A 26353-nucleotide genomic window follows, 5' to 3' on the forward strand; every position below is an offset into this window, starting at 1 on the left:
TTGCGCGAAAATACCTGTTCCGGCCTGTGTTACAATAAAATTATTTCAGCCCGGCGGCGCATTCAGTCTTTTTTCCAGTCTTTCAGCACGGCGAAAGGCGACGGACGCTTTTCTTCTTCAGGCTCATTTTCGGTCGTATCGGTAAATTCGATATCCGATTTGCGCGGATAGGGATCGATCGCAAGGGCCGCGAATTCCGCAACAGTCGCGCCAACATCAATGCTGTCGCCGGTGAACTGGTCGGGAATGTCAGGGCCATTGGGGTCGAGTACGATCTCCCCTTCCTCATTGGTGACCATCCGCGCCAGCTTCGACCCTTCCGGCACGAAAATATGCTCGACGCTCTCGTCGATCTTGCTGGAGACCGGCTCCAGCGTCACGACGCAGGCCTGGGTCACGGCCGCATGCACCTCGCCCTTGATCTTCACGCCATCCCTCTTCCAGCGGGTAACCTGCAGTTCCGCCTTCAGATATTCGACGGAAACCACATCCCAGAATTTCGCCAGCGCCTTCAGTTCCTCGGCATTGGCTTCAAGACCAATCCTCACCGGATTGGCGGAAATATGGCCTACCTTTACGGGGTAGGAAAAAGGCAGATCGTCATTTGCGGCGTGTCGCGCGTTCATCGTAAACCTCATAGTCCAGGCAAAGGCAGCTTCAGGCTTCCGGTTGCTATCGTTTCTTCGGAGCCTGCGGAAAGGTTGGAAGACGCCTCCATCATCCAGCCCGCAAGCCCGTCCAGTTCCGGTGCCTTCTCATCTGTCTGGGGGTATATATTGCGCCGGAGCGCTGCGGCAAGGGCAACAGGGTCGGATGCATCCAGCGCCGCCGCATAGGATTCGAGCCGCCCGTAGAACATGCCGGCAAATTTCTTCATGCGCTTCGGCACGCCCTGGTCGCCAATGCCGAGCTCACGGATGGAATGGTCGATATCCTGAAAAAAGGCGTCGACGATCTCCTGCGCGATTTCCTGCCCGCTCACACCGGAGGATTTGGTGCGGCGGAAATAGAGAATCATGACGATCGACAGCATCTCGAAGCGGCCCATCACCGTGTCTGGAACGCCGAGATCAAGATAAAAAGCGGGCGTGCGGGCCGCAGCCGTCAAGATCGCATATTGCCGGTCTACTATGGCGCGGTTGTTGTTTTTCTGTCTGAACAGCCCGAATATCATCGTTTTTTTCCGAACGGGGCTGGTGAATTCGCTCACCCGCCTATCGCACTTGTTGCATGATCGCCAAAGCTGGTTTACCGAAGCATCCACGAATTGCAATGCTGTCGCGGTCACGTTCGTCTTTCGGCTGAAACAGTCTAAGAGACCGGAAGAGTTTCCAAAGGCCGTGAAAGCGTTGAATTTGGGGGGTGATCGGGATTTTCCGTCCCCGGATTGACACAATCATGTGCACAGACACTGTGCACCACGCAATGCCGGAAGGTGCCATTCATGATCGCAGTCGGGGAAAAGCAGTTGAGCAAGCAGAAATCCGCAAGTCACGGCAAAATTCTGGGCAAGACCGCCATCGCAATCGTCGTCGCGTCCACCCTGCTCTCCGCCTGCACCAGCACCACCGATGTGTTCCACAACGGCTACGTCATGGACGAGCAGTCGCTTCAGCTGATCCCGGAAGGTTCCAGCCGCGAGCAGGTTCTGCTTACCATGGGCACGCCCTCCACCACGGCGACGTTCGGCAACGAGGTTTTCTATTACATCTCGCAGAAGCGTGTGCGCCGCGCCGCTTTCATGAAGCCGACGTTGGTCGAACAGAACATTCTCGCGATCTATTTCAACAAGGACGGCGTAATCGAGCGTAAGGCCAATTACGCGCTGCAGGACGGCAAGGTCTTCGACACGATTTCGCGTACCACCCCGACAGGCGGCAAGGATCTCACCTTCCTGCAGCAGCTGCTGTCCGGCGGCACCTCGGGCGCCAACATCGCCAAGAGCATTCTTGGCCAGGGCGGCAACACCCCCTGATCGTTGAAGAACGGCAAAATCAAAGGCCCGGGGATCGCTCCCCGGGCCTTTTTCTTTGTCGATGCTGCAAGTCCTTAGTGGGCGAGAACCGCCAATAGCAGCAGCGCCACGATATTGGTGATCTTGATAGCCGGGTTGACGGCCGGACCGGCGGTATCCTTGTAGGGATCGCCCACCGTATCGCCCGTAACCGACGCCTTGTGGGCGTCCGAACCCTTGACGTGGCGCACGCCGTCCTTGTCGATGAAGCCATCCTCGAAGCTTTTCTTGGCGTTATCCCACGCACCACCACCGGAGGTCATGGAAATCGCCACGAACAGGCCGTTGATAATGACGCCAAGCAGCGATGCACCGAGTGCGGCAAAGGCAGAGGCCTTGGAACCTGAGATAAGCAGCACGCCGAAATAAACGACGAGTGGCGCCAGAACCGGCAGCAGCGACGGAATGATCATCTCCTTGATCGCCGCCTTGGTCAAAAGATCGACCGCCTTGCCGTAGTCCGGTTTTTCCGTTCCTGCCATGATGCCAGGCTTTTCGCGGAACTGGCGGCGAACTTCCTCAACGATCGAGCTTGCCGCCTTGCCCACCGCCGTCATGGCGATGCCGCCAAAGAGATACGGAATGAGGCCGCCGAACAGCAGACCGGCAACGACGTAAGGATTGGCGAGGCTGAAGGATATTTCGCCGATATCTTTGAAGTAAGGATAGGTATCGCCATTGGCAGCGAAATAGGACAGGTCGTTGGAATAGGCGGCAAACAGCACCAGCGCGCCGAGACCGGCAGAACCGATGGCATAGCCCTTCGTGACGGCCTTGGTGGTGTTGCCGACGGCATCCAGCGCGTCGGTCGCCTTACGTACATCCGGGTCGAGACCGGCCATTTCGGCAATGCCGCCGGCATTGTCAGTCACCGGACCGAAGGCATCGAGCGCCACGATCATGCCCGCCAGACCAAGCATGGCGGTGACCGCGATGCCCGTGCCGAACAGGCCACCGAGCTGGTAGGTGCCGATGATGCCGCCAACGATGACAAGCGCCGGCAGTGCCGTCGATTCCAGCGAGACTGCAAGACCCTGGATGACGTTGGTGCCGTGGCCCGTGACCGATGCCTGCGCGATGGAATTGACCGGGCGTTTGTTGGTGCCGGTATAATATTCGGTGATGACGACGATCAGCGCCGTCACCACAAGGCCGACCAGCCCGCACAGGAAGAGGTTTGTGCCGGTAATCTCCATTCCGGCCACCGTGCCGATGGTACCCCAGCCCACGGTCGCGTAAGTTGCCACGGCAAGACCCGCAATCGAGAAGACGCCGGTGGCAATCAGCCCTTTATAGAGAGCGCCCATGATGGAGTTGTTGGTGCCGAGCTTGACGAAGAAGGTGCCGGCAATCGAGGTCAGGATGCAGGCGCCGCAAATGGCCAGCGGATAGACCATCGCGCTTTCCAGTATCGGCGTTCCGGCAAAGAAGATCGCCGCAAGCACCATGGTTGCCACCACCGAGACGGCATAGGTCTCGAAAAGGTCGGCCGCCATGCCGGCGCAATCGCCGACATTGTCGCCGACATTATCTGCGATGGTTGCCGGGTTGCGGGGGTCGTCCTCGGGAATGCCTGCTTCGACCTTGCCGACGAGATCGCCGCCGACATCTGCACCCTTGGTGAAGATGCCACCGCCGAGACGGGCGAAGATGGAGATAAGCGAAGCGCCGAAACCGAGCGACACCAGCGCGTCAATCACCTCACGCGATCCGGGCGCATGGCCGAGCACCGAGGTGAGGATGAAATAATAGATGGAAACGCCAAGCAGCGCGAGGCCAGCCACCAGCATGCCGGTGATGGCGCCTGATTTGAACGCGATGTCGAGACCGGCGGCAAGGCTGTGGGATGCGGCTTGTGCGGTGCGCAGATTGGCACGGACGGAGACATGCATGCCGATGAAACCGGCAGCACCCGAAAGCACGGCGCCGATGATGAACCCGATGGCCGCGAGAGCCGACAGCAGATACCAGGCGAGAACGGCGACGATCAATCCGACGATGGCGATGGTGAGATATTGACGGGTGAGATAAGCCTGCGCACCTTCACGGATAAAACCTGCTATTTCACGCATACGCTCGTTGCCCTGATCGGCAGCGAGAACGCTCCTGGTCGTCCATGCCGCGTAAACCACGGACAGGACCCCACATAAAATCACTATGGGTATTACGGTCATGCGCACTTACCTCCCAAAAGGCCGGGTCTCACTCCCTCCCCGGCGTGGCGAACCATGTGCAAGGACAGGGGCGATCAAATGCGCGGCCTGTCCTGTCGTGGCCATTCTTCCCCTCCCAAGGAAAAATGACCTGCGCGGCAAGATTGCGTTGGCGAAAGGCGTGGCGTCAAGCCCACAAATTTGCCTGAAACATGAAAGGGGTAGAGATCGAAGGCGATCTTACGCGGCGTTTCTGCGTGGGGTCAGCAACAGCGACGCCACCAGCACGAGGCATAGGCCCGCAACCGGCCAGATAACGAGGTTCATGACCGACCAGCCCCAGGCCGTAAACACCTTGCCGGAAGAGAAGGACGACAGCGCTACCGTGCCGAACAGCACGATATCGTGAAAGCCCTGTACCTTGTCTGCCTCATGCGGGCGGTAGCTGGAGGTGATGATGGCGGTAGCGCCGATGAAGCCGAAGTTCCAACCGAGACCGAGGAGAATAAGCGCCGCCCAGAAATTCCACAATTCGACGCCCATATGGGCGACGATGGCGCAGGCGATCAGCACGACGAGACCGGCTGCAACGATTTTTTCCGCACCGAATCGCGCAATCAACATACCGGTGAAGAAACTTGGGCCGAACATGGCGAGAACGTGCCACTGGATGCCGAGCGTCGCAAGTTCGGTGGGAAACCCGCAGCCGACCACCATGGCGAGCGGCGCGCCGGTCATCATGAAGGTCATCAACGCATAGGAACCGATGCCGCAGACCATGCCGGTGACAAACCGGTGCGTGCGCACGATTTCCGACAAAGGCCGTGCCGCCTGCGCGTGGATAGAGGTGGCCTTCGGGTCCGGCAATTTCAGGAATGCCAGAATGGCAATCGCGATGATGCCGAGCGGCACCAGCGCGATGAAAGCACCGGCGAAGGTGACCGGTGCGAAGACATCCTTGCCGAAAATGGCAAGCTGCGGCCCGATGATCGCCGAGACGATGCCACCCGCCAATATCCAGGAAATGGCTTTCGGCTTGTAGAAAGAGGGGGATGCGTCGGCAGCAGCGAAGCGGATTTTCTGCGTGAAGCCGCCGGAAATGCCAATAAGCAGCAGGCCGATCGCAAACAGCCAGAAGTCGGAGCGGAAGAGTGCCACGGCAGCAATGCCGCCGCCGATGGAGCACATCAGCGCGCCGACCATGAAACCCGCCTTGCGGCCGAGAAAACGCGATGCTGCGGCAACGCAGATGGCGCCCAGCGCCACGCCGATGTTGAAACCGGTAAGCGGCGCCGTTGCCAGCGACTTGTCAGCCCCGAGCAACTGGTAACCGGCAAGCGCGCCAACCGAGAAGCTCATAGGTGCTGCCGAGCCCATGATCGCCTGTGCGGCGGTCAGGAGGAAGACGTTGCGCTTCGCCTCGTCCAGTTGAACTTCAAGTCCGGGGACGGAAACGGCGCTCATATCTTCCTCACCTAACGTATTTTAGCGTTTTGCCTCGCCGCGTACCTGCTTGGCAATGCGGTCCAGAACCGCGTTCACCAGCTTCGGCTCGTCATGCTCGAAGAAAGCACGGGCGATTTCGACATATTCCGTGACGATGACGGCGACCGGAACGTCCTTGCGCTCCAGAATCTCGAAAGCGCCGGCACGCAGGATAGCGCGAACGGTGGCATCAAGACGCGACAGCGGCCAGTCTTCCAGAAGTGCGGAGCGCACCAGTGGGTCGATCTTCGTCTGATCGCGGACGACGCCGGACACGATGGAACGGAACCAGGAAGGATCGGCCTTCAGATAGGTATCGCCATCGACTTCCTGACCGAGACGATGTGCCTCGTATTCCGCCACGACTTCCATCACGCCGGTGCCGCCGACATCCATCTGATAAAGTGCCTGCACGGCCGCGAGGCGCGCAGCGCCACGCTGGTTGGCGGGCTTTACCGAAGGCTGGCGCGGTTCGCCGCCATTTTCAACATCCGACATGCGTTCAGCCACCCAGTTTTTTCTTGAGCTCGATCATCGTCAGCGCCGCGCGGGCCGCAAAACCGCCCTTATCCTTGTCAGAACGGCGAACACGTGCCCATGCCTGATCGTCGTTTTCGACGGTGAGGATGCCGTTGCCGATGGCCAGCGATTCGCTGACGGCGAGATCCATCAGGGCGCGGGAGGATTCGTTGGAAACAATGTCGAAGTGGTAGGTCTCGCCACGAATGACCATGCCGAGCGCTACGAAACCATCATATTCCGTGCCTTCGTTGTCGCCGCCATCCAGCGCCATGGCAATGGCAGCGGGGATTTCGAGCGCGCCGGGAACGGTGATGACGTCATAGGTTGCGCCAGCCTCATCCAGCGCGAACTTCGCGCCTTCGAGAAGAGCGTCTGCCATATCGTCGTAAAAGCGTGCTTCCACGATAAGAAGATGGGGTTTGGACATGGGATTTTCCTGAAAAGGTTCGGGCCGGATCATACCTGCTTTTGCGGCGGTCAAACCACGGCTGGCCGTTTTTGGCAAGTAATTTCATGTGTCACCCGCGCAAGAGGCCCCGTTTACCAGACAATTGCGCAGGTTTTCGCCTTATCCGGCGCGGCTTACGAAAATCAGGTTTTCTGGAAAGCCAGATGCACGCCAAGCCCCATCAGCACCGTTCCCGCAGTGCGACGGGCAAGCACCTGCACCCTGCTGGAGCGCTTGAGCCGCCCGACCATCGCGCCCGCCAGAAGCACGCCAACCAGATCGGCGGAGGAAAAAATGAAATTGACGGCAATACCGAGGATCAGCAATTGCAGCCAGATCGGAAAGGCCGCCGCCGGATCAACGAATTGCGGCAGAAACGCCAGAAAGAACAGCGCCGTCTTCGGATTGAGCACGTCGACGATGATGCTGTCGATGAAGGCACGCCTTGCCGATTTCGGTTCGATGGTCAGATTGACGGCCTCACCTTCAAGCTTGCTGCGCAGCATCGAGAAGCCGAGCCAGATGAGATACAGCGCGCCACACAGCTTCACGGCCAGATAAAGCCACGGCACCGCCTGGAACAGCACCGAAAGCCCCGCCGCAGAGGCGACGATATGGAAATAGCAGCCGACATGGATGCCAAGTACCGCCATCAGCCCGGCAAACCGGCCGCGCGCCATGGTCTGCGCCGCCGCATAAAGCATGGCCGGGCCGGGAATATAGGCAAACAGGGCGGTGGTGATGAAAAAGGCTGTCAGCAGTTCGAAAGACGGCATGTCGTAATCCCCCTACCCCGTTTGGGCCTAAAGAAGTCTTTATAGTGTTTGCGCGTCAATCGAAAGCGGAGTGCGGGACAACAACTGATCTGTCGCGATGGCGGAGGGCTGTAAAGTCTATCCGGCATTCTGGCCTTGAGAGGTAATCCAGTCAACGCGCGTCTGCGCGACGGCAAGAGTCTTTTCAGCCCAAGGATTTGGGCTGGCTGGATACCGGCTCAAGGCCGGGAGTGTATTTCAGCACAATAGATGCCGAACGGTGTTACGCCGAGGGAAACTCCGCAAGCCTTGCGGCATATCGCGCCATGGTGTCGACTTCGAAATTGACGAAATCACCCGGTTGGCGCTCACCCCATGTGGTGACTGTGAGCGTATGGCGGATCAGGAGCACGTCGAAATCCGTTCCGTCGACCGCATTGACGGTCAGAGAAGTGCCATCGAGTGCAATGGAACCCTTGGGCGCCACGAATTTCGCCAGATGGTCGGGCGCGCGCAGGCGGATACGGACCGCCTCACCTTCCGGCTCGACAGACAGAATCTCCGCCTTGCCATCGACATGGCCGGAAACGATATGACCGCCAAGCTCGTCGCCAATCTTCAGAGCGCGCTCCAGATTGACGTGCGTGCCCTTCTGCCAGCCCGCAATCGTCGTCAGGCGCAATGCCTCTTCCCAGGCCTCGACCTCGTACCAGCGCTCGTTGCTGCCATCTTCGGGCAGTTTGGTCACCGTCAGGCAGACGCCGCCATGGGAGATCGATGCGCCCATATCGATGGTCTTGGGATCGTAATTGGTCGCCACCCGCAGACGAATGCCTTCCGCCAGAGCTTCAAGCTCGGACACGGTTCCAACATCGGTGACAATTCCGGTAAACATCAAAGCGGCCTTTCATAATCGAAGCAGCGATCCGGCCCGTAGGCGGTTTCGCTGACCAAAACATAATCGCCCGGAATATCGGCACGGCTGAGCGGCGTTTCAATCCCGCCTTCACCAACCACGACCGGGCTTTCAAACAGCATGATACGGTCCACGAGATCGGCTTCAAGGAACGATTTTGCGGCAAAAGCGCCGCCTTCGACCAGAAGTTCCGACATGCCGCGTTCAGCGAGAATGTGAAGGAGGTTCTCGAGGGTTGGTGCTTCAAGGATTTCGACGCCTGCGTCGATCAGTTGTTGGCGGCGGTCGTGGCTACCCCCCTCTGCCCTGCCGGGCACCTCAAGGGAGGAGACAGATGGGGCACTGTCTTGCCATACATCGACTTTTAGAGACCGGGGGTCAAAATTTGAGCGAGCGGGCGGTTGCTTGCCGATCTCCCCCCTTGAAGGCAAGATACCCGGCAGTGCAGAGGGGGATAACGCCGCGACGATTACCGGCACCTCGCGTGCACTCCCCACCAGCTTAGACGTCAACGGTAGTTCAAACTTGCGATCAAGCACGATTCGGACCGGAGAACGATCTTCGAGACCTGCAATTCGAACGGTCAGTTCCGGATCGTCCGCTATCGCGGTACGGATGCCCACGAGGATGCAATCGCAGCGCGCTCTCAGTTCATGCACGGCGTGCCTGGCCTGCGGACCGGTGATCGCTACCTGCCCCTCCCCTTGTCTGCCGATCATGCCATCGGCAGAAATGGCAAGCTTCAGAATCACATGCGGGCGTTTTTTCAGCTGGCGTGTGAGGTAACCCGCAAGCGCTCTCTTGCCTTGTTCGCGCAGCAGGCCTGTTTCCACGACAATGCCCGCCTCCCGCAGGATGGAGTAACCGCGACCGGAAACACGCTCGTCCGGGTCGTCAACCGCCACAACGACACGGGCGACGCCGTATTCGACCAGCGCATTGGCGCAGGGCGGCGTCTTGCCCCAGTGCGAGCAGGGTTCGAGGGTGACATAGGCTGTTGCGCCGCGCGCTGCTTCTCCGGCGATTTCCAGCGCCTGGCGTTCAGCATGGGGGCGGCCGCCAATGGCGGTCACCGCTTCGGCGATGATTTTTCCGTCCTTTACGAGAACGCAACCGACGGAGGGATTGGTCTGGGTTTGACCCTGATGGCGCAGGGAAACCTCGATTGCCCGGGCCATGAATTTTTCGTCATCGGCGCGGCTCGTCACGTCTATGCTCCGGCGTCTGTATCTCGGGCGATCTTGGCGTTGATTTCGGCAATCACGTTCTCGAAATCCTCGGCATGGCTGAAATCGCGATAGACCGAGGCGTAACGCACGAACGCCACGTCATCGAGGCTCTTCAGCGCTTCAAGCACCTGGAGGCCGATTTCTTCCGAGGGGATTTCCGTCTCGCCGGAACTTTCCAGACGGCGGGCGATGCCGGATACGGCCCGCTCGATCCGGTCCCGGTCAACCGGGCGTTTGCGTAACGCGATCTCGAAGGATCGCACCAGCTTTTCCCGGTCGAAGGGCAGCTTGCGGCCGCTTTTCTTGATGACCATCAGCTCGCGCAGTTGCACGCGCTCATAGGTCGTGAAGCGGCCGCCGCAATCGGGGCAGATGCGCCGCCGGCGGATGGAGGTGTTATCCTCCGCCGGACGCGAGTCCTTGACCTGTGTGTCTTCGGAACCGCAAAATGGGCAGCGCATCTCTTTACGTCCTTACATGTACGGATACATCGGGAAACGGTCAGTCAGGCCGACGACCTTTTCGCGCACCGCAGCTTCAACAGGAGCGTTGCCCTCATCCGAGTTGGCGACCTTCAGACCATCCAGCACCTCGACGATCAGCTTGCCGATTTCGCGGAATTCCGCTTCCTTGAAACCGCGCGTCGTGCCGGCCGGCGTGCCGAGACGCACACCCGAGGTGACGAAAGGCTTTTCCGGATCGAAAGGAATGCCGTTCTTGTTGCAGGTGACGTAGGCGCGACCGAGAGCTGCTTCAGCACGCTTGCCGGTGGCGTTCTTCTTGCGAAGGTCAACCAGCATCAGGTGGTTGTCGGTGCCGCCGGAGACGACATCAAGACCACCTTCGATCAGCGTTTCGGCAAGCGCCTTGGCGTTCTTGACGACCTGTGCGGCGTAATCCTTGAATTCCGGCTGCAAAGCTTCACCGAAGGCAACTGCCTTTGCGGCGATGACGTGCATCAGCGGGCCGCCCTGCAGGCCGGGGAAAACGGCGGAGTTGAACTTCTTGGCCAGATCCTCGTCATTGGTGAGGATCATGCCGCCACGCGGGCCGCGCAACGACTTGTGCGTTGTCGTGGTGGCAACGTGGCAATGCGGGAACGGCGACGGATGCTGGCCACCGGCGACGAGACCAGCGATGTGGGCCATATCGACCATCAGATAGGCGCCGACTTCATCGGCGATCTCGCGGAAGCGCTTCCAGTCCCAGATACGGGAATAGGCGGTGCCGCCGGCAAGGATGAGCTTCGGCCGGGTTTCCTTGGCCTTGCGCTCCACCTCGTCCATGTCGAGCAGGTTGTCGCCTTCGCGCACGCCGTAAGACACGACGTTGAACCACTTGCCGGACATGTTGACCGGCGAACCGTGCGTCAGATGGCCTCCGGAGTTCAGGTCGAGACCCATGAAGGTGTCGCCCGGCTGGAGCAGCGCGAGGAACACGGCCTGGTTCATCTGCGAACCGGAATTTGGCTGGACGTTGGCGAAGTTGACGCCGAACAGCTTCTTGGCGCGCTCGATGGCAAGCTCTTCAGCAATGTCTACGAACTGGCAGCCGCCGTAATAACGCTTGCCCGGATAACCTTCGGCATATTTGTTGGTCATGATCGAACCCTGCGCTTCAAGCACAGCGCGGGAAACGATGTTTTCCGAGGCGATCAGTTCGATCTCGTGGCGCTGGCGACCCAGTTCCTTCTCGATCGCGCCGAAAATATCCGGATCGACTTCGGCAAGCGGACGGGAGAAGAAAGCATCTGTGTTCGACATGGTGAAGGCTCCTGAAACAGTAATGCGATGGCGTCTTAGCGCCCTGCCCGAACAAGAGCAATACGGGCAGCGAGATTTGCCCGTCAAACTGCGACGTTGCGACAAAAAACGGCAGCTGTTTTTTCAAAACCAGCAGCGAAAATGAAAAAAAAGCCGCACCCGACGGGGTGCGGCCTTTCACTTAAATATAAAAACCTGATGGCAGCGCCGGATCAGTTGCGCGGCAACAGGTCGTCGTCGACAGGTCCAGCCGGCTGTTCGATGCCGGTGGTGGTGTTGAGCGCCAGTTCGGCGTTGCCGTCCTTTTCATAGATGTCGTCGCGGAACTGCACCACGCCGTCCTTCGCCGACCATGCGGTGATGTAGACGAAATAGACAGGCACTTCCTGCGCCAGCTTGATCGGTGTGTTGACGCGGGTGGCGATGACGCGTTCCATTTCCTGACGCGACCAGCCGGGCGTGTCGCGCAGCAGCCAGCTTGTGAGGTCGCGCACGTTCTGTACGCGCACGCAGCCGGACGATTCGAACCGCATCAGCTTGTTGAACAGGCCCTGCTGCGGCGTGTCGTGCATATATTCGTTGTTCGGATTGTGGAAGTTGATCTTCGTCGAGGACATGGCGTTGATCTTGCCGGGGTCCTGGCGGAACATCAGGTTCGGTGCCTTTGGCGCAAACCAGTCGACCGCCGTCGGCGAAACTTCCTGTCCCTTGCCGTCGATGAGGCGGATGTTGTTCCGCTCCAGATAGGTCGGGTCCTTCTGCATCAGCGGCACGATGTCCTTTTCGACGATCGAGCGCGGCGCTGTCCAGTAAGGGTTGAGGATGACTTCGTAAATCTTGGAATTGATGACGTGCGTCGGGCGGCTGGCGCGACCGACGACGGCGGTGTTGCGCAGGACGACGCGCTCATTCTCAACCGCTTCGATGGCAGCGGCCGGAATGTTCACCATCAGGTGACGCTGGCCGAGATCGCCGGACATGGACTGAATGCGCACGAGGTTGGTCTGCAACTGGGCCAGACGGATCTGGGCTGAAACATTGAGCGCCTTGGTCGTATATTCGCCGCTGACACCATCGGCGGGAAGGCCGTGGCGGGCTTGGAAGCGCTTCAACGCACCATCGACGTAAGAGTCGAAGGCGCTGGAAATGCCAGCTTCGCGCGGCAGGTCGCCGGAAACCATCAGTCGCTGGCGAAGCGCCTGAACGGAAGGATCGGAAACGCCGATCTGGAGACGCTGCTGGGTGACGGGCACGTCCGGCCAGCCGCCATTCTGCACGATCTGCTGATATTGCATGATCGCCTGCTGCATGTAGACAGGCGCTTCCCGTCCGAGAACCGGGTTGTTGGAAACGACGCCAACGGCGGAACGCGACGAATTCGCGTCGAACTGGTCATCCCAGTTGCCGCGGCGCGACGAGCCCATGAGATCGTTGAGCGCATTCTGCGCCAGGGCCGGCGCGGCAAGCGCGGCAACACCAACGGAAACAGCCGAGCGCAGAAGCGCACGGCGCGATACGGATTCGGAAACGGATTTTTTTGTCATTCTACCTACCAGCCACTCTCTTCGGCATTCTCAACAATGCCTAAATCAATATGATTAACAAACACGTACAACGTGTCTGCCGGCCGGTAATGCTCAATACCCATGGTCTGGGCGCTATTGTCTGGCAGAACAGTCGGGACTTGCCACGACAGCAGGAGAAACCGCCGGCTCCTTCACCTTTGCGGGTCCCATATCAATATGGCCAATTCGTGTCACGGGCCTTTTCTCACGAAGCTGTGTATGCCTGCAAAACAGGGCGAAAACGCACCTAGTAGACCGGGCTTGACACGCCCAGGTGAACGGCGCCTCGAACACGAATCCGCAAGCCGGAGGCAAACCGATGCCCCCGACTCTAACAGTGAAACCGCCGCGGAATTAGAGGCGATAAGCGATCGAGTCGTTCCAAAAGCGATCGAGGCGCTGCAGCAGCTTGTTCATTTCGGAGAACTCGCCGGTGCCGATGCCGCCGACCTTTTCGATCGAGCCGACGTGGCGCTCGTAGAGGTGAGCAACCGTTTCGGCGATTTCCTGGCCTTTTTCAGTCAGGCTGATGCGGACCGAGCGGCGGTCGACACGCGAGCGCTGGTGGTTGATGAGACCGAGGTCTACGAGCTTCTTGACGTTGTAGGAGACGTTCGATCCGAGGTAATAACCACGCGAACGAAGCTCGCCGGCCGTCAGTTCGGAATTGCCGATGTTGAACAGCAGGAGCGCCTGAACGGCGTTGACATCATCGCGACCCTGACGATCGAACTCGTCCTTGATGACATCGAGGAGGCGGCGGTGGAGACGTTCCACCAGGTGCAGCGACTCCATGTAGAGCGAACGGATGGTATCTTCATGTGCGTCGGCAACAACGGCCTGCGGCTTTGCTTTGCTATTGATCATGACTGCCTCACTGTTTTGTTTGGCGGTGTGTTTGTTTGTCTCCCGCCTTGAGTGAGAACCTAATCAATGCGCATAAAATTCTACTTAAAAGCTACGATTAACAAATGCTTACCTGCATTTTCCCAAGTGGGTCAAACTTGTGGCGAAGCGGGACTGGCTTATCACCATGCATTACAAATCAAAGACTTAGCAATAAAATTCGACCGAAAACCAGGCTGAATTGCTTTATTCTTATGGTAAATCAATTCTTGCGCGCTCTTCATTCTGGCGCTGATCGAGCCAAAAAGCGACCAGGAATAGTATATAAATGGTTGCCACGAGACCGTGCATGACGGGTACAAGCGTGTTGGCGCCGAAGATATATGGCCACACCTTATACATGGCGATCTGGGTGCCGGCACCCAAGACCCACATGACTGCCCCCCAGGAGGCGCCGAGCCAGAGACCGAGCGCCGCGACCGGGAAAATCACCGCAAGCGCACTACCCGCCACTCGCCATGGCAGGTTAAGCATATCGAACCGCCCATGCCCGCCGAGAGAATATCCCGTCAGCATCGCCCAATATTGCAGGCCGAACCAGAAACAGGAAACCGCGACCAGCCTCATGAAGACCAGAAAGAGGATTTCCGTCAGCGGACGTTTCGGCAGAGGTTGAGAATCAGGTTCCATGGCCGGAAGATACGGTTTCGACGGGCGGGCGACCAGCCCATATTGAATTCGGCGGCTTGCCTTGTCAAAGCACCCTCGCCCACCGGGGAAGTCCAGGGGGAAACATTGTCGCATTCGCATGGCGCTTGCTTCGTGTTATGCAGCTTTCCTGACTTGGGTGGGATACGAAGGACATTCTTACATGCAGGACAAAACGCATCTGGTCGACGCGATCACCGGCCATCGCCGCATGCGCCGCAATCGCAAGGCCGACTGGACTCGCCGTCTGGTTCAGGAAAGCCGCCTGACCGTCGATGATCTCATCTGGCCGGTCTTCATTGTACCGGGCAGCAATATCCTCGATCCCATACCGGCGATGCCCGGCGTAAACCGCATGAGCGTCGACAAGCTGGTCGAAGCGGCGAAGGAAGCCGCCGATCTCGGCATTCCGGCGATTGCGACCTTCCCGAATATCGAGATGGACTTGCGCGACGAGACCGGCTCGAATGCGCTCGAGGCCAACAACCTCATCAATCAGGCGACCATCGCGGTCAAAAAAGCGGTTCCGAATATCGGCATGATCACCGATGTTGCGCTCGATCCCTTCACCAGCCATGGGCATGACGGCATTCTGCGCGGCGATGAAATCGTCAATGACGAGACCGTGGATCAGGTCGTTCGTGCTGCAATCCTTCAGGCCGATGCCGGTTCGGACATTATTTCTCCGTCCGAGATGATGGATGGCCGCATCGGCGCCATCCGCCGCGGCCTGGATGCGGCCGGGCACCAGAACGTCGGCATCATGGCCTATGCCACGAAATTCTCCTCCGGCTATTACGGTCCGTATCGCGAGGCCATTTCGACGGCCGGACTGCTGAAAGGGGACAAGAACAGCTATTACATCAGCCCCGCCAACGGCATGGAGGCAATCCGCGACGCAGCGCTCGACGTGGAAGAAGGTGCTGACATGCTGATGGTCAAACCGGGCTTGCCCTATCTCGACATCTGTTGGCGGCTGAAAGAGAATTTCGGGCTGCCCACATTCGCCTATCAGGTGTCCGGTGAATATACCCAGATCAAGGCAGCGGCCATGCATGGCTGGATCGACGGGGAGCGCGTGATGATGGAAACGCTTCTCTGTTTCAAGCGTGCAGGCTGCGATGGCATTCTGAGCTATTTCGCAGTGGAAGCCGCGCGCAAACTCGCGAAGGGCTGACAGCCGACGCTTATTGTATTCGGTCGTTTTCTTCCCATATTGTTTGCTGACACGGAATGCTGCCTGACGAAAAGCGCGTTTCGAGCTGTCATGTCTTCTCAGGAGAAAACGACCGATGAACCTCGACCAGAACCCTACCTATGTCGCACCGGACGACTGGCGCGCCTATAGCGGCGTACTGAGCCGACGCATCTTCGCTTTTCTGATCGATTACGCGATCGTTCTCCTGCTGTGCATTCCAGCCGCCGTGATCGTCTTCTTTCTCGGCGTGATTACGCTGGGTCTCGGCTTCTTCCTCTATCCGGCCTTGTTCGTCATCGTCGCGGTCCTTTATTTCGGCGTAACGCTCAGCGGCCCGTCGCAGGCCTCACCCGGCATGCGGGCGATGGGCATCGCGATGGCGCGCATGGACGGACGGCGAATCGATTTCCTTCTGGCCACCGTGCACATTGCGCTTTTCTGGATCATCAACTCGGTTTTGACGCCGCTTATCCTGCTTGCAGGCCTGTTTACGGAGCGCTCGCGCCTCGTTCATGACTTCCTGCTCGGCACCGTCATGGTCAGAACCTACTGATATAAGGGAAAGCCACGAAAACGTGGCTTCCATATCAGGCAAATACCGCATGGTGCAGTTGACGTTTTCCGTCATTTTGCCATTCTGTGACATTATGCATGTCGCTTGAAGCGTCGCCGCACCCCGTGAAATCGCGGCGCGCTTTCACAACAGACGCAGGAGGCGATCACGGTTCGATGAACACGCAGGCGACGCCCTCTCCCCAATTCTATCTTACGGCACCGGCCACCTGCCCCTACTTGCCGAACCAGATGGAGCGGAAGGTTTTCACGCATCTGGTCGGCCCGCGTGCGTCGGAAATGAACGACCTTCTGACCCAGGGCGGCTTCAGGCGTTCACAGAACATCGCCTATCGTCCGGCGTGCGAAACCTGTCGAGCTTGCGTTTCCGTGCGCATCCTTGCCGAACAGTTCCAGCCGACGAAATCGATGCGGCGCGTTCTCTCCATCAACAAGGATGTCGTCGCTACCGTTCATGCCGCTGAGCCATCCACCGAACAGTTCTCACTGTTTCGCCGCTATCTCGACCATCGGCACCAGTCAGGCGGCATGTCCGACATGTCGGCGCTCGACTATGCGATCATGATCGAAGACACGCACGTCAACACCCGCATCATCGAATACCGTGTGCGAGAGCCCGGCTCCGGCATCGATTCCAGCAAACGAGGTGAACTTCTCGCCGTAGCGCTGAGCGATGTGATGAGCGACGGGCTGTCGATGGTCTATTCCTTCTTCAACCCCGATCTAGAAAAGCGCTCGCTCGGCACTTTCATGATCATGGATCACATCACCCGCACACGCGCGCTCGGCCTGCCGCACGTCTATCTTGGCTACTGGGTCGATGGTTCTGAAAAGATGGGCTACAAGACGCGCTACCACCCGCAGGAGCATCTGACACCGCGCGGGTGGGAGGTTTATAAGCCTACGGTAGAAGAATAGTTCGCCAAACAGTCAAAACCGTATGCTAAACTCCATTTAAACTTTGGAGTACTTCAAATGAAAGCAACGATTTGCGAGATTGGCGAAGCCGCTGGTATTGTTATACCAAAGGATATGCTTGAACGGCTTGGATGGAAGACAGGCGACGTTCTTGATCTAAGTGTATACGGCAACATGCTTGAATTGCGTGCTGCCGGTGGTCTTGATGAAGAACTGACGGATGATTTTAATCGGCAGCTCGAACACGCGCGGATTGCGATGCGCAAATACCACGTTGCGCTAAGAACGCTCGCCAAGTCCTGAAACAGCGACCATCAAAGACGTCCCGAGTAATCGCTCGGGACGTCTTTCAGCTGTTACCCGCCAAATTTCCCGCTACGCGGAAAGCCCTTCGGTACGGTGCGGCCAACGGTGGCGCGGTCTGCCAGCCATTCGCGCAATTCCTCACCGACCTTGGTGAAGAGGCGCCCGGCCGTGTCGGACCAGCTCAAGCCGTCTGCGAGCGCGAAACATTTCACATCAACCACGCCGCCGTCCTTGTAGCGTTGCAGGCGCACGCCCTTGCCGCGTGACATTTCCGGCACCTGCGACAGCGGGAAGGCCAGAAGCTTGCGGTTTTCGCCAACGACGGCGACATGGTCGCCAGTAACAGGTACGGCGAGCTTGGCTTCGTCAGGCATGGCGACATTCATGATCTGCTTGCCCTTGCGGGTATTTGCGACCATTTCGCTTTCGGCCACGATGAAGCCGTTGCCGCCAGTCGAGACGAGCAGAAGCTTGCGCGACGGATCGTGAACGAAGGCCGTCAGGATGTCCTGATCGTTCTCCATATCGACCATGATGCGGATCGGCTCGCCATGGCCGCGACCGCCCGGCAGCTTGTCTGCGCCGAGCGTGTAGGCCTTGCCGCCGGTGGTCAACAGCAGCAACTTGTCGGTCGTCTGCGCCGGGAAGGCGAGCTTCGGGCCATCGCCCTCCTTGAAGGTGAGAGCCGACGTATCGGACATATGCCCCTTCAGCGCCCTGATCCACCCCTTCTGCGAGATGACGATGGTGACCGGTTCCTTTTCGATCATCGCCTGCTGGATGGCCTCGATGTCGGCATCCGGCGCATCCGCAAACTGCGTGCGGCGACGGCCGATCTCGGTTGCCTTGGCATATTTCTTTTTGACCTCGCCGATTTCCCAGGCGACGGTCTGCCATTGCTTTTCATCGGAGGCGAGCAGACCCTCGATTTCAGCCTTCTCGCTGCTGAGTTCGTCGAACTCCTTGCGGATTTCGAATTCCTCAAGCTTGCGCAGATTGCGCAGACGCATGTTAAGGATGGCTTCGGCCTGATTATCGGTGAGCGACCACTTGGCCATCATCACCTGTTTCGGTTCGTCCTCCTCGCGGATGATACGGATCACCTCATCGAGATTGAGATAGGCGACCAGCAGGCCGCCCAGAATCTCGAGCCTGCGATCGATGGCCGCAAGACGATGGCGGGAACGGCGGACCAGCACGTCCTTGCGGTGTGCCAGCCATTCGCTCAGCACCTCGTTCAGCGCCATGACCTTCGGCACCCTGCCAAGCGACAGTACGTTCATGTTGAGCGGCAGGCGGCTTTCAAGGTCGGACAGACGGAACAGCGATTCCATCAGCAGCGTCGCGTCGACGGTGCGGTTTTTCGGAACCAGCACGATACGTACGTCTTCGGCCGATTCGTCGCGGACATCCTCAAGCAGCGGCAGTTTGCGGGCGAGCAGCAGCTCGGCGATCTTTTCGATCAGCCGCGATTTCTGCACCTGGAACGGGATTTCGGTGATGACGATCTGATAGCCGCCACGTCCGAGGTCTTCCGTTTCCCATTTGGCGCGCACGCGGAAACCACCGCGCCCGGTCTTATAGGCTTCGAGAATATTCTCGCGGCTTTCGATGATCACGCCGCCGGTCGGCAGGTCGGGGCCGGGAATGAATTCCACCAGCTTTTCAACCGTCGCATCCGGATGCTTGATGAGATGCAGAGCTGCGTCGCACAGTTCATGGGCGTTGTGCGGCGGGATGGACGTCGCCATGCCGACGGCGATGCCGGAGGCACCGTTGGCAAGCAGATTGGGGAACGCGCCCGGCAGGACGACCGGCTCCTCGTCTTCCTCATTATAGGTAGCGCGGAAGTCAACCGCGTCCTCGCCGATGCCTTCGAGCAGCAGCGCTGCCACATCGGTCATGCGTGCTTCGGTATAACGATAGGCGGCGGCGCCGTCGCCATCGATATTGCCGAAATTGCCCTGCCCGTCCACGATCGGATAACGCTGCGAGAAATCCTGCGCGAGACGGACCAGCGCATCGTAGACCGACTGGTCGCCATGCGGATGGAACTTACCGATAACGTCACCGACGATACGGGCGCATTTCTTGAAAGCCGAGTTGGGGCGGATGCCCATTTCGCTCATGGCGTGGATGATGCGGCGGTGAACCGGCTTCAGTCCATCGCGTACATCCGGCAGCGCACGATGCATGATCGTGGACAAGGCGTAAGCGAGGTAGCGCTCTTCAAGCGCCGCCTTCAAATCGACCGGATGAATGTTATCGTCTCCGCCTGACGGAGGTACAAGATTTTTTCCCATGGTGCTTGACTAGCGGAAATGCCGATTCCCGGCAAGGAATTCGGGGGTCTCGGCTGTGGACGAAACGACGCCTTTTGTGAGGATTTTTATTAACTGCGTTGCGAATGCCGCAATGCCGCCGTCATACGAATCGATCTAAATCCTGTAGACCTTTGAATAATCGCGAATATAAATGTCACCATTCACATTTAGAACACGGTGCACATCCGCACATTGAGGGAAGAAACACTATGAGACTGAAATCCACCCGGCAGATTCTTTTCGCAAGTGCCGCGCTTCTCGCGCTTTCCGCACCGGCATTCGCACTGGATGGCAACGACGTTCTGAAAAAGATCAATGCCGCCTACGCCGCGCAGGGCGGTGAAATTGCCGCCGGATCCGTCGCCGTCAACGGCGACACGGTGACGCTGAACGGCGTGACCTTCAATGCGGCTGCCGATCCGGCCAAAAAAATTCCGGTCGGCAACGTCACCCTTGAAGGCGTCGAGGAAAACAACGGCGGCTACAAGATCAAGAACGCGCGCTTCGACAATGTCGATTACAAGCAGGAAAACGTGGAGATCAAGGCTAACGACATCTACATGTCAGGTCTCACCATCCCTGCCGATGCGACGACGGGCACGATTGACGCGCTGATGTTCTACGACGAGGCGCATAGCGGTCCGATTTCCGTCTCCATCGACGGCAAGCAGGCTTTCTCGCTCGAGGAAAGCAGCGCAACGATGTCAGTCAGCGACGACAAGGCCTCGATCGGCTTCGATCTCGACGCATCCGGCTTCAAAGCCGATCTCAGTGAAGTCAACGATCCGGCCACGAAGGACGCAATTGAAAAGCTCAATCTGCAGGCCCTTTCCGGCAACATGACCATGAGCGGAAGCTGGGAAGTCGCCTCCGGCACCGTAGACGTCGAGGAATATGCCATCGACCTCGACAAGGTCGGCCGTCTCAACATGTCGTTCGGTTTCTCCGGTTACACACTCGCCTTCATCAAATCGATGCAGGAGACGGTGAAGGCGCAGGCTGCAAATCCGAACAAGGAACAGGCGGAACAGGCAGCGGGCCTTGCCATGCTCGGCCTGATGCAGCAGCTTTCCTTCGTTAATGCCGAAATCAGCTTCGAAGATGCCAGCATCACCAAGCGCGCCATCGACTACGCTGCAAGCCAGCAGGGTATGACCAGCGATCAGCTTTCCCAGACCATCAAGGGCATGGCGCCGATCATGATGGCTTCGCTCAACGTTCCGGAATTGCAGAACATGGTGTCGGCTGCGATCAACGCCTATATCGATAATCCGAAGAGCTTCTCTATCTCGGCCGAACCGGAAAAGCCGGTTCCCTTCCCGATGATCATGGGCGCCGCCATGGGCGCGCCGAACACCCTGCCGACAATGCTCGGCGTCACGGTGACGGCAAACGAATAGCACAACAAAAAGCCCCGGTTCCGCCGGGGCTTTTTACTTCTGGTCAGTGGATTGAGGCTGTCGCTCCATCCTGCTTGTCGTGCAGGGCGAAACGGTCGATCATATGGGCGCTCGCTTCGTTGACGCCGATTACCTCGACCGTCTTGCCGGTCTTGCGGAATTTCAGCACGACCTTGTCCAGCGCACCGACAGCCGAGATATCCCACAGATGCGCCTGTGTGACGTCGATGGTGACCGTTTCCACGTCTTCGGCAAAATCGAAGGCGGCGATGAAGCTTTCCGTCGAGGCGAAGAAAATCTGCCCGTCGACGCGGTAGATGCGGTGCCGACCATCCGCGACAAGCTCTGGACGAACGTGGAAGAGTTTTGAAACCTTCCCCGCGAAAAACACGCCGGAGAGAAGCACGCCTGCGAGCACGCCTTTTGCGAGATCATGGGTCGCCAGCACGGTCCCGACCGTTACCAGCATGACGATGCTGGAAGACGGTGGATTGCGGCTGAGATCGAGAATCGAACGCCACGAGAAGGTGCCGATCGAAACCATGATCATGACAGCCACAAGAGCGGCCATTGGAATGATGCGGACAAGATCATCCAGCACCAGAATGAGGAACAGCAGGAAGGCGCCCGCCACAAAAGTGGACAGCCTGCCCCTGCCGCCGGATCTGACGTTGATGACCGACTGGCCGATCATGGCGCAGCCGCCCATCCCGCCGATCAGCGCGGAGGCGATGTTGCCTGTCCCCTGCCCGATGCATTCCCGGCTCTTGTTGCTGCCGGTATCTGTCATGTCGTCAACGATCTGTGCCGTCAGCAGGGATTCCAGGAGACCGACGGCAGCCAGCGCTGCGGAATAGGGAAAGATGATCTGCAGCGTTTCGAAAGTCAGCGGCACCTGTGGCAGGGCGAAGACCGGCAGCGTCGAGGGCAGCTCGCCGAGATTGCCGACGGTGCGGATATCCATGCCGAAAAACACCGCCACGCAGGTCAAAACGACGATGGCGACCAACGGCGACGGGATGATTTTCGTGACCAGCGGGAAGAGATAGATGATCGCAAGACCAGCCGCGATCATGACGTAGGTTGCGACAGGCACGCCTATCAGCTCGGGCAATTGCGCCATGAAGATCAGGATCGCCAGCGCATTGACGAAGCCGGTCATGACCGAGCGCGAGACGAAGCGCATCACCCGCCCGAGCCTTGCAAAGCCCGCAGCGATCTGCAGCACACCCATGAGGATGGTCGCCGCAAAGAGATATTGCAGGCCGTGTTCCTTCACCAGCGTCACCATCAGGACGGCTGTGGCGGCGGTTGCCGCGGAAATCATGCCCGGACGGCCACCGGTGAAGGCGCAGACGCAGGCAATGGCGAAAGAAGCAAACAACCCCACCTTCGGATCGACGCCGGCGATGACGGAAAAGCCGATTGCTTCGGGAATGAGCGCGAGTGCGACGACGATGCCGGAAAGCACATCGCCGCGAATATTGGAAAACCACTCACGTCTGTAAGTCTGAAATCTGTTCATTTGATTTTTTCGCAAAGTATCACGCACCGGCCGGAAACGTGTCCGGTAGATTGAAAAAGAATGTCGGTGCTTTGCGTTGTCTGGCGGATCGGCGGCCAGAAGAGCCACCCGGAATTTCACCGGGTCCGTGGTGAATGCTCCACCTATAGACGGCAAAAAAGCGGGCAGCAAGTTGTCTACCCGCCTTTCGATGCTGGCGATGCGCCTTACGAGGCTTCGCTGCGACCAATATTGGTGTTGTGCTGGGTTGGGCCGGTTCCCGACCAGTCGACCCTGCGGGTTGCGAACATGGTGGCAGCAATGGCGATGAAAGATATCAACGCGCCGGCCAGCAGCGCATATTCATCCTCATTCAGAACCAGATACATGACCCCATAAGCCACCGCCAGAACCGTAAACAGGGCTATCCCGTTCTGACGGCTATCGGTTGCGCTTCCGAGATAGGAGGAGATCAGGAGCGCTGTCAGAAGCGACGCCGCAGCATAGGCGATGGTGAAGCCCGTATGTTCCGCAAGTGCGAGCAGCAGCACGTAGAAAACGATCAGCGCCAGCCCCGTCAGCACGTACTGGATCCAGTGCACGCTGCTGCCGCCCCTCAGTTCGACGATGAAGACGGCCAGGAACACCAGAGAGATGAAGCCTATCGAATATTTGAGTGTCCGGGCGATGATCTGGTAGAATTTCACGGGCTCGACGAGGTTGATCCTCATCAGGCTGTCGGTCAGCGGCAGGCGCGAACTCTCGACCACGCGGTCTATGCCCCTTGCGAGATAGGGGATTGTCCAGTTGGCCGTGAAATCCGAGGCTGTGACGGTCTTTTCCTCCGGCAGGAACAGGCCTTCAAAGCCGGGATGCGGCCAGTTGGCCTTGGCCGCCAAACTGGTGGTCTGGCCGGCGGGCGCGACGGCAAAGCTGCCGGAACCATTCAGGGAGAAGGATATATCGAAATCGAAGCCTTTCTCGACAAGGCCTCTTTCGATCGATCTGTGCACGCCGGCATCGGACCTGATGGACATGTCCTGCGCACCCGTGCGGGGCGCTATGACAGAGATATCACGCATGCCGGGATCGAACGGCAATACGGAACCGCCATCGATCCTGACACCGGCGCTCGAGCGAATGCCGGTCATATCCTGTATGCTGAGAACGAGAATGGCGCTGTCGAGGCGGGGCGTGCCGGAGAAGCGGGCGAGATCCTGAAGGATGCCGGCACCGAACCGGCCTTTGAGGACAAGGTCGCCATTATAGACCGGCAGGCTGTAGATCGACAGCCGCTTCTCCTCGGTCTTCAGATCGGCCGTGACATCAAGCGTTTCCGGCATGACCAGCGCCCATTCGGTCGTGCGATCGACGATGCTCTGGCCGTTCACCTCGCGGCGTCTTTCCACGTCGAAAGGCACGGCGAGATAAGGGCCGTTCACCACCTGATCGCCACCCCAGCCGCTGGCGATACGGCCCGAAACATCCTCGGCCCGCGAGGCGCGCTCTTCCGTCAGCGCCCAGACGAGAAGCAGCGGTACGAGCAGAACCATCGATATGAAACCGATCATCAGAAACTTGGCGCCCGGTGAGCGCAGGCTGACGGCGAAGCCGTTGCGAGGCGGGGCTGGCGGCATCTGCCCACCGGCCGGGGCGAGGTCTTTTTCCGATTCATGTGCCATTCTGAAATCCTTATAAATATGATCGCGCCGCAACCCCAAGCGAAGTTCGGCTGGCGCTGTCCCAAGTTTAAAATCCCCGATAGTCTTTGCGTCCCCAAAATGAGCGCAAAACTATACTGGAATCGGATTCCGGCTGATTACGTTCGGAATTCCGTTAAACTCGCGGTAAAATTGTGACTTTCCCACGTTCGTTGCAGAAACAGAAAGGGCCGGCGTCGCCGCCAGCCCTTTTGTTCAAAACCCGTGGCGGTTGAGATCAGTCCTTCTTGGACGGAACCACGCGCAGCGCCAGCTCGCGAAGCTGGGTCGGCGTTGCCGGGGACGGCGCGTTCATCAGCAGGTCCTGCGCCTGCTGGTTCATCGGGAACAGCGTGATTTCGCGCAGGTTCTTCGCACCAACCAGAAGCATGACCACACGGTCGATACCGAAGGCGCAACCGCCGTGCGGAGGCGCACCGTACTGGAAGGCGCGGTAGAGACCGCCGAAGCGCTCTTCCACGTCGCTCTGCGACAGGCCGACCTTTTCAAAAGCCTTGACCATCAGCTCGGGCGACTGGTTACGGATAGAGCCGGAGGCGATTTCGAAGCCGTTGCAGACCGCGTCATACTGGAAAGCCTTGATGGAGAGCGGATCCTGTCCTTCCAGCGCTTCCATGCCACCCTGCGGCATGGAGAAGGGGTTGTGGGCGAAATCGATCTTCTTTTCTTCGTCGTTATATTCGAAGAAGGGGAAATCGACGATCCAGCACATTTCGAAACGGTCGCGGTCAATCAGGTTCAGCTCGTCGGCGGCACGGGTGCGCGCCTCGCCGGCAAACTTGTAGAACTTGGCGGGATCGCCCGCGACGAAGAAGCAGGCGTCGCCCGCCTCAAGGCCGAGCTGCTGGCGCAGCGCCTCGGTGCGTTCCTCGCCGATGTTCTTGGCAAGCGGACCGGAGCCGGCAACCTTGCCTTCTTCTTCCTTCCAGAAGATGTAGCCGAGGCCCGGCTGGCCCTGGCTCTGCGCCCAGGCGTTCATGCGATCGCAGAATGCACGCGACCCACCGGTCTTGGCCGGGATAGCCCAAACCTGCACCTTGGGGTTGGAGGCGATCATGTTGGCGAAAACCTTGAAGCCCGAGCCATCGAAATGTTCGGTCACGGCTTCCATGACAATCGGGTTGCGCAGGTCCGGCTTGTCGGAGCCGTATTTACGGATCGATTCGTCATAGGGAATGCGCGGCCATTCTTTCGTCACCGGCTTGCCTTCGGCAAACTGTTCGAAAACGGCCGTCATCATCGGCTCCATCGTGGTCCAGACGTCTTCCTGGGTCACGAAGCTCATTTCGACGTCGAGCTGGTAGAATTCGCCCGGCAGACGGTCTGCACGCGGGTCTTCATCGCGGAAGCATGGAGCGATCTGGAAGTAGCGGTCGAAACCGGCCACCATCAGAAGCTGCTTGTACTGCTGAGGGGCCTGCGGCAGCGCGAAGAACTGGCCTTCGTGGATGCGCGAGGGAACGAGGAAGTCGCGCGCGCCTTCCGGCGAGGATGCGGTGAGGATCGGCGTCGTATATTCGGCAAAGCCCAGATCGCCCATACCCTTGCGCATGGAGGAGATGATCTGCGTGCGCTTGACGATGTTCTTGTGCAGGGTTTCGCGGCGCAGGTCGAGGAAGCGATACTTCAGGCGAACATCTTCGGGATATTCAGGCTCACCGAAGACGGGCAGCGGCAGTTCCTTGGCAACGCCCAGAACCTCGATCTCCTGCGCATAAAGCTCGATCTCGCCAGTGGCCATGCCCTTGTTGATGGTGTCTTCGGACCGCGCCTTGACGAGACCGTCAATGCGGATCACCCATTCACCGCGCACCGTCTCGGCAACCTTGAAGGCCGGGCTATCGGGGTCGGCCACGACCTGGGTAATGCCGTAGTGGTCGCGAAGGTCGATAAAGAGAACGCCGCCATGATCTCGCACGCGATGAACCCAACCGGAAAGGCGAACGGTTTCGCCGACGTCGGACTTGCGGAGAGCGGCACAGGTGTGGCTGCGGTAACGATGCAT

24 protein-coding genes and 1 other annotated feature are annotated in these 26353 nt (G+C 58.9%); of the genes, 6 read left to right on the top strand and 18 right to left on the bottom strand.

Annotated features, from left to right (window positions below; translation table 11 throughout):
- Positions 1-62 precede the first annotated feature (62 nt).
- Positions 63-626: a YceD family protein gene (locus AC5SEO_RS14175; protein WP_025593091.1), complete on the bottom strand. Its 564-nt coding sequence runs from the start codon at positions 624-626 to the stop codon at positions 63-65.
- A gap of 8 nt (positions 627-634) precedes the next feature.
- Complete coding sequence (locus tag AC5SEO_RS14180; RefSeq protein ID WP_112154955.1) at positions 635-1174, bottom strand: ubiquinol-cytochrome C chaperone family protein; 540 nt, start codon at positions 1172-1174, stop codon at positions 635-637.
- 270 nt (positions 1175-1444) lie between these two features.
- On the opposite strand from AC5SEO_RS14180, the gene AC5SEO_RS14185 reads away from it, so the two are divergent.
- Complete coding sequence (locus AC5SEO_RS14185; protein WP_003512524.1) at positions 1445-1975, top strand: outer membrane protein assembly factor BamE; 531 nt, start codon at positions 1445-1447, stop codon at positions 1973-1975.
- 74 nt (positions 1976-2049) lie between these two features.
- Here AC5SEO_RS14185 and AC5SEO_RS14190 read toward each other — a convergent pair whose 3' ends face one another.
- The 12 genes from AC5SEO_RS14190 to AC5SEO_RS14245 form a co-directional block, all read right to left on the bottom strand.
- The gene (locus AC5SEO_RS14190) at positions 2050-4188 is read right to left on the bottom strand and encodes a sodium-translocating pyrophosphatase (RefSeq protein ID WP_013635889.1); all 2139 of its coding nucleotides are present in this window, start codon (positions 4186-4188) and stop codon (positions 2050-2052) included.
- Positions 4189-4407: 219 nt separating this feature from the next.
- The gene (locus tag AC5SEO_RS14195) at positions 4408-5631 is read right to left on the bottom strand and encodes an MFS transporter (protein ID WP_174068180.1); all 1224 of its coding nucleotides are present in this window, start codon (positions 5629-5631) and stop codon (positions 4408-4410) included.
- Between the two features lie 21 nt (positions 5632-5652).
- Positions 5653-6150: a transcription antitermination factor NusB gene (gene nusB, locus AC5SEO_RS14200; RefSeq protein ID WP_013635887.1), complete on the bottom strand. Its 498-nt coding sequence runs from the start codon at positions 6148-6150 to the stop codon at positions 5653-5655.
- A gap of 4 nt (positions 6151-6154) precedes the next feature.
- Positions 6155-6601: a 6,7-dimethyl-8-ribityllumazine synthase gene (gene ribH / locus AC5SEO_RS14205; RefSeq protein WP_025593086.1), complete on the bottom strand. Its 447-nt coding sequence runs from the start codon at positions 6599-6601 to the stop codon at positions 6155-6157.
- Between the two features lie 164 nt (positions 6602-6765).
- Positions 6766-7398, bottom strand: coding sequence for a LysE family translocator (locus AC5SEO_RS14210; RefSeq protein WP_065658050.1), 633 nt, complete (start codon positions 7396-7398; stop codon positions 6766-6768).
- Positions 7399-7660: 262 nt separating this feature from the next.
- Entirely contained in the window at positions 7661-8272 is a 612-nt protein-coding gene (locus tag AC5SEO_RS14215) for a riboflavin synthase (protein ID WP_003512512.1), read from the bottom strand.
- Positions 8272-9501 (bottom strand): bifunctional diaminohydroxyphosphoribosylaminopyrimidine deaminase/5-amino-6-(5-phosphoribosylamino)uracil reductase RibD, encoded by a 1230-nt coding sequence (gene ribD, locus AC5SEO_RS14220; RefSeq protein ID WP_003512510.1) that lies wholly within the window; start codon positions 9499-9501, stop codon positions 8272-8274. Before ribD ends, AC5SEO_RS14215 begins: the two co-directional genes overlap by 1 nt.
- Positions 9502-9503: 2 nt before the next feature.
- Positions 9504-9983 carry a transcriptional regulator NrdR gene (gene nrdR / locus AC5SEO_RS14225; RefSeq protein ID WP_003512508.1) on the bottom strand — a complete coding sequence of 160 codons (480 nt, stop codon included), beginning with the start codon at positions 9981-9983 and terminating at the stop codon, positions 9504-9506.
- A gap of 12 nt (positions 9984-9995) precedes the next feature.
- Positions 9996-11285 carry a serine hydroxymethyltransferase gene (gene glyA, locus AC5SEO_RS14230; protein WP_174068179.1) on the bottom strand — a complete coding sequence of 430 codons (1290 nt, stop codon included), beginning with the start codon at positions 11283-11285 and terminating at the stop codon, positions 9996-9998.
- A 212-nt stretch (positions 11286-11497) separates the two neighbouring features.
- Positions 11498-12829, bottom strand: coding sequence for a L,D-transpeptidase family protein (locus AC5SEO_RS14235; protein WP_003512501.1), 1332 nt, complete (start codon positions 12827-12829; stop codon positions 11498-11500).
- Positions 12830-13204: 375 nt separating this feature from the next.
- Complete coding sequence (gene ldtR, locus AC5SEO_RS14240) at positions 13205-13714, bottom strand: transcriptional regulator LdtR (RefSeq protein ID WP_025593036.1); 510 nt, start codon at positions 13712-13714, stop codon at positions 13205-13207.
- Positions 13715-13948: 234 nt separating this feature from the next.
- Positions 13949-14386 (bottom strand): DUF6163 family protein, encoded by a 438-nt coding sequence (locus tag AC5SEO_RS14245; protein WP_003512497.1) that lies wholly within the window; start codon positions 14384-14386, stop codon positions 13949-13951.
- A gap of 181 nt (positions 14387-14567) precedes the next feature.
- Between AC5SEO_RS14245 and hemB the strand changes: the two genes are divergently transcribed.
- The 4 genes from hemB to AC5SEO_RS14265 all read left to right on the top strand — a co-directional run bounded on the left by hemB (position 14568) and on the right by AC5SEO_RS14265 (position 17396).
- Positions 14568-15581: a porphobilinogen synthase gene (gene hemB, locus AC5SEO_RS14250; RefSeq protein ID WP_003512495.1), complete on the top strand. Its 1014-nt coding sequence runs from the start codon at positions 14568-14570 to the stop codon at positions 15579-15581.
- 115 nt (positions 15582-15696) lie between these two features.
- Positions 15697-16155: an RDD family protein gene (locus tag AC5SEO_RS14255; RefSeq protein WP_003512493.1), complete on the top strand. Its 459-nt coding sequence runs from the start codon at positions 15697-15699 to the stop codon at positions 16153-16155.
- A gap of 176 nt (positions 16156-16331) precedes the next feature.
- Positions 16332-17093: an arginyltransferase gene (locus AC5SEO_RS14260; RefSeq protein ID WP_025593035.1), complete on the top strand. Its 762-nt coding sequence runs from the start codon at positions 16332-16334 to the stop codon at positions 17091-17093.
- A 57-nt stretch (positions 17094-17150) separates the two neighbouring features.
- Positions 17151-17396, top strand: a complete 246-nt coding sequence (locus AC5SEO_RS14265; protein WP_003512489.1) for an AbrB/MazE/SpoVT family DNA-binding domain-containing protein — start codon at positions 17151-17153, stop codon at positions 17394-17396.
- Positions 17397-17449: 53 nt separating this feature from the next.
- Here the strand turns inward: AC5SEO_RS14265 and parC are convergent, their stop codons facing one another.
- A complete protein-coding gene (gene parC, locus AC5SEO_RS14270) occupies positions 17450-19702 on the bottom strand; it encodes a DNA topoisomerase IV subunit A (RefSeq protein ID WP_013635880.1) in 2253 nt (750 codons plus the stop codon).
- Between the two features lie 230 nt (positions 19703-19932).
- Here parC and AC5SEO_RS14275 point away from each other — a divergent pair, with 230 nt between their 5' ends.
- Complete coding sequence (locus AC5SEO_RS14275) at positions 19933-21123, top strand: aq_1923 C-terminal domain (RefSeq protein WP_003512485.1); 1191 nt, start codon at positions 19933-19935, stop codon at positions 21121-21123.
- 43 nt (positions 21124-21166) lie between these two features.
- Here the strand turns inward: AC5SEO_RS14275 and AC5SEO_RS14280 are convergent, their stop codons facing one another.
- The 3 genes from AC5SEO_RS14280 to aspS all read right to left on the bottom strand — a co-directional run bounded on the left by AC5SEO_RS14280 (position 21167) and on the right by aspS (position 26353).
- Complete coding sequence (locus AC5SEO_RS14280) at positions 21167-22648, bottom strand: SulP family inorganic anion transporter (protein ID WP_065688204.1); 1482 nt, start codon at positions 22646-22648, stop codon at positions 21167-21169.
- Positions 22649-22722: 74 nt separating this feature from the next.
- Positions 22723-22778 (bottom strand) — a sequence feature (sul1 is cis-regulatory element that is thought to sense ions involved in sulfur or methionine metabolism; They are found in Alphaproteobacteria).
- A gap of 76 nt (positions 22779-22854) precedes the next feature.
- A complete protein-coding gene (gene creD, locus AC5SEO_RS14285; RefSeq protein ID WP_065688203.1) occupies positions 22855-24309 on the bottom strand; it encodes a cell envelope integrity protein CreD in 1455 nt (484 codons plus the stop codon).
- Between the two features lie 256 nt (positions 24310-24565).
- Positions 24566-26353, bottom strand: coding sequence for an aspartate--tRNA ligase (aspS, locus tag AC5SEO_RS14290; RefSeq protein WP_003512477.1), 1788 nt, complete (start codon positions 26351-26353; stop codon positions 24566-24568).

The organism is Agrobacterium sp. K11, assembly GCF_059429395.1.

Excerpts from the sequence above, each read along its gene's own strand:
- nrdR (WP_003512508.1), bottom strand. The coding sequence starts at position 9,983 with ATGCGCTGCCCATTTTGCGGTTCCGAAGACACACAGGTCAAGGACTCG.
- AC5SEO_RS14195 (WP_174068180.1), bottom strand. The coding sequence starts at position 5,631 with ATGAGCGCCGTTTCCGTCCCCGGACTTGAAGTTCAACTGGACGAGGCG.
- aspS (WP_003512477.1), bottom strand. The coding sequence starts at position 26,353 with ATGCATCGTTACCGCAGCCACACCTGTGCCGCTCTCCGCAAGTCCGAC.
- hemB (WP_003512495.1), top strand. The coding sequence starts at position 14,568 with ATGCAGGACAAAACGCATCTGGTCGACGCGATCACCGGCCATCGCCGC.
- AC5SEO_RS14215 (WP_003512512.1), bottom strand. The coding sequence starts at position 8,272 with ATGTTTACCGGAATTGTCACCGATGTTGGAACCGTGTCCGAGCTTGAA.
- parC (WP_013635880.1), bottom strand. The coding sequence starts at position 19,702 with ATGGGAAAAAATCTTGTACCTCCGTCAGGCGGAGACGATAACATTCAT.
- AC5SEO_RS14265 (WP_003512489.1), top strand. The coding sequence starts at position 17,151 with ATGAAAGCAACGATTTGCGAGATTGGCGAAGCCGCTGGTATTGTTATA.
- nusB (WP_013635887.1), bottom strand. The coding sequence starts at position 6,150 with ATGTCGGATGTTGAAAATGGCGGCGAACCGCGCCAGCCTTCGGTAAAG.
- AC5SEO_RS14175 (WP_025593091.1), bottom strand. The coding sequence starts at position 626 with ATGAACGCGCGACACGCCGCAAATGACGATCTGCCTTTTTCCTACCCC.
- AC5SEO_RS14190 (WP_013635889.1), bottom strand. The coding sequence starts at position 4,188 with ATGACCGTAATACCCATAGTGATTTTATGTGGGGTCCTGTCCGTGGTT.
- creD (WP_065688203.1), bottom strand. The coding sequence starts at position 24,309 with ATGGCACATGAATCGGAAAAAGACCTCGCCCCGGCCGGTGGGCAGATG.
- AC5SEO_RS14275 (WP_003512485.1), top strand. The coding sequence starts at position 19,933 with ATGAGACTGAAATCCACCCGGCAGATTCTTTTCGCAAGTGCCGCGCTT.
- AC5SEO_RS14245 (WP_003512497.1), bottom strand. The coding sequence starts at position 14,386 with ATGGAACCTGATTCTCAACCTCTGCCGAAACGTCCGCTGACGGAAATC.
- glyA (WP_174068179.1), bottom strand. The coding sequence starts at position 11,285 with ATGTCGAACACAGATGCTTTCTTCTCCCGTCCGCTTGCCGAAGTCGAT.
- AC5SEO_RS14180 (WP_112154955.1), bottom strand. The coding sequence starts at position 1,174 with ATGATATTCGGGCTGTTCAGACAGAAAAACAACAACCGCGCCATAGTA.
- ribH (WP_025593086.1), bottom strand. The coding sequence starts at position 6,601 with ATGTCCAAACCCCATCTTCTTATCGTGGAAGCACGCTTTTACGACGAT.
- AC5SEO_RS14210 (WP_065658050.1), bottom strand. The coding sequence starts at position 7,398 with ATGCCGTCTTTCGAACTGCTGACAGCCTTTTTCATCACCACCGCCCTG.
- AC5SEO_RS14280 (WP_065688204.1), bottom strand. The coding sequence starts at position 22,648 with ATGAACAGATTTCAGACTTACAGACGTGAGTGGTTTTCCAATATTCGC.
- AC5SEO_RS14255 (WP_003512493.1), top strand. The coding sequence starts at position 15,697 with ATGAACCTCGACCAGAACCCTACCTATGTCGCACCGGACGACTGGCGC.
- AC5SEO_RS14260 (WP_025593035.1), top strand. The coding sequence starts at position 16,332 with ATGAACACGCAGGCGACGCCCTCTCCCCAATTCTATCTTACGGCACCG.
- AC5SEO_RS14235 (WP_003512501.1), bottom strand. The coding sequence starts at position 12,829 with ATGACAAAAAAATCCGTTTCCGAATCCGTATCGCGCCGTGCGCTTCTG.
- AC5SEO_RS14185 (WP_003512524.1), top strand. The coding sequence starts at position 1,445 with ATGATCGCAGTCGGGGAAAAGCAGTTGAGCAAGCAGAAATCCGCAAGT.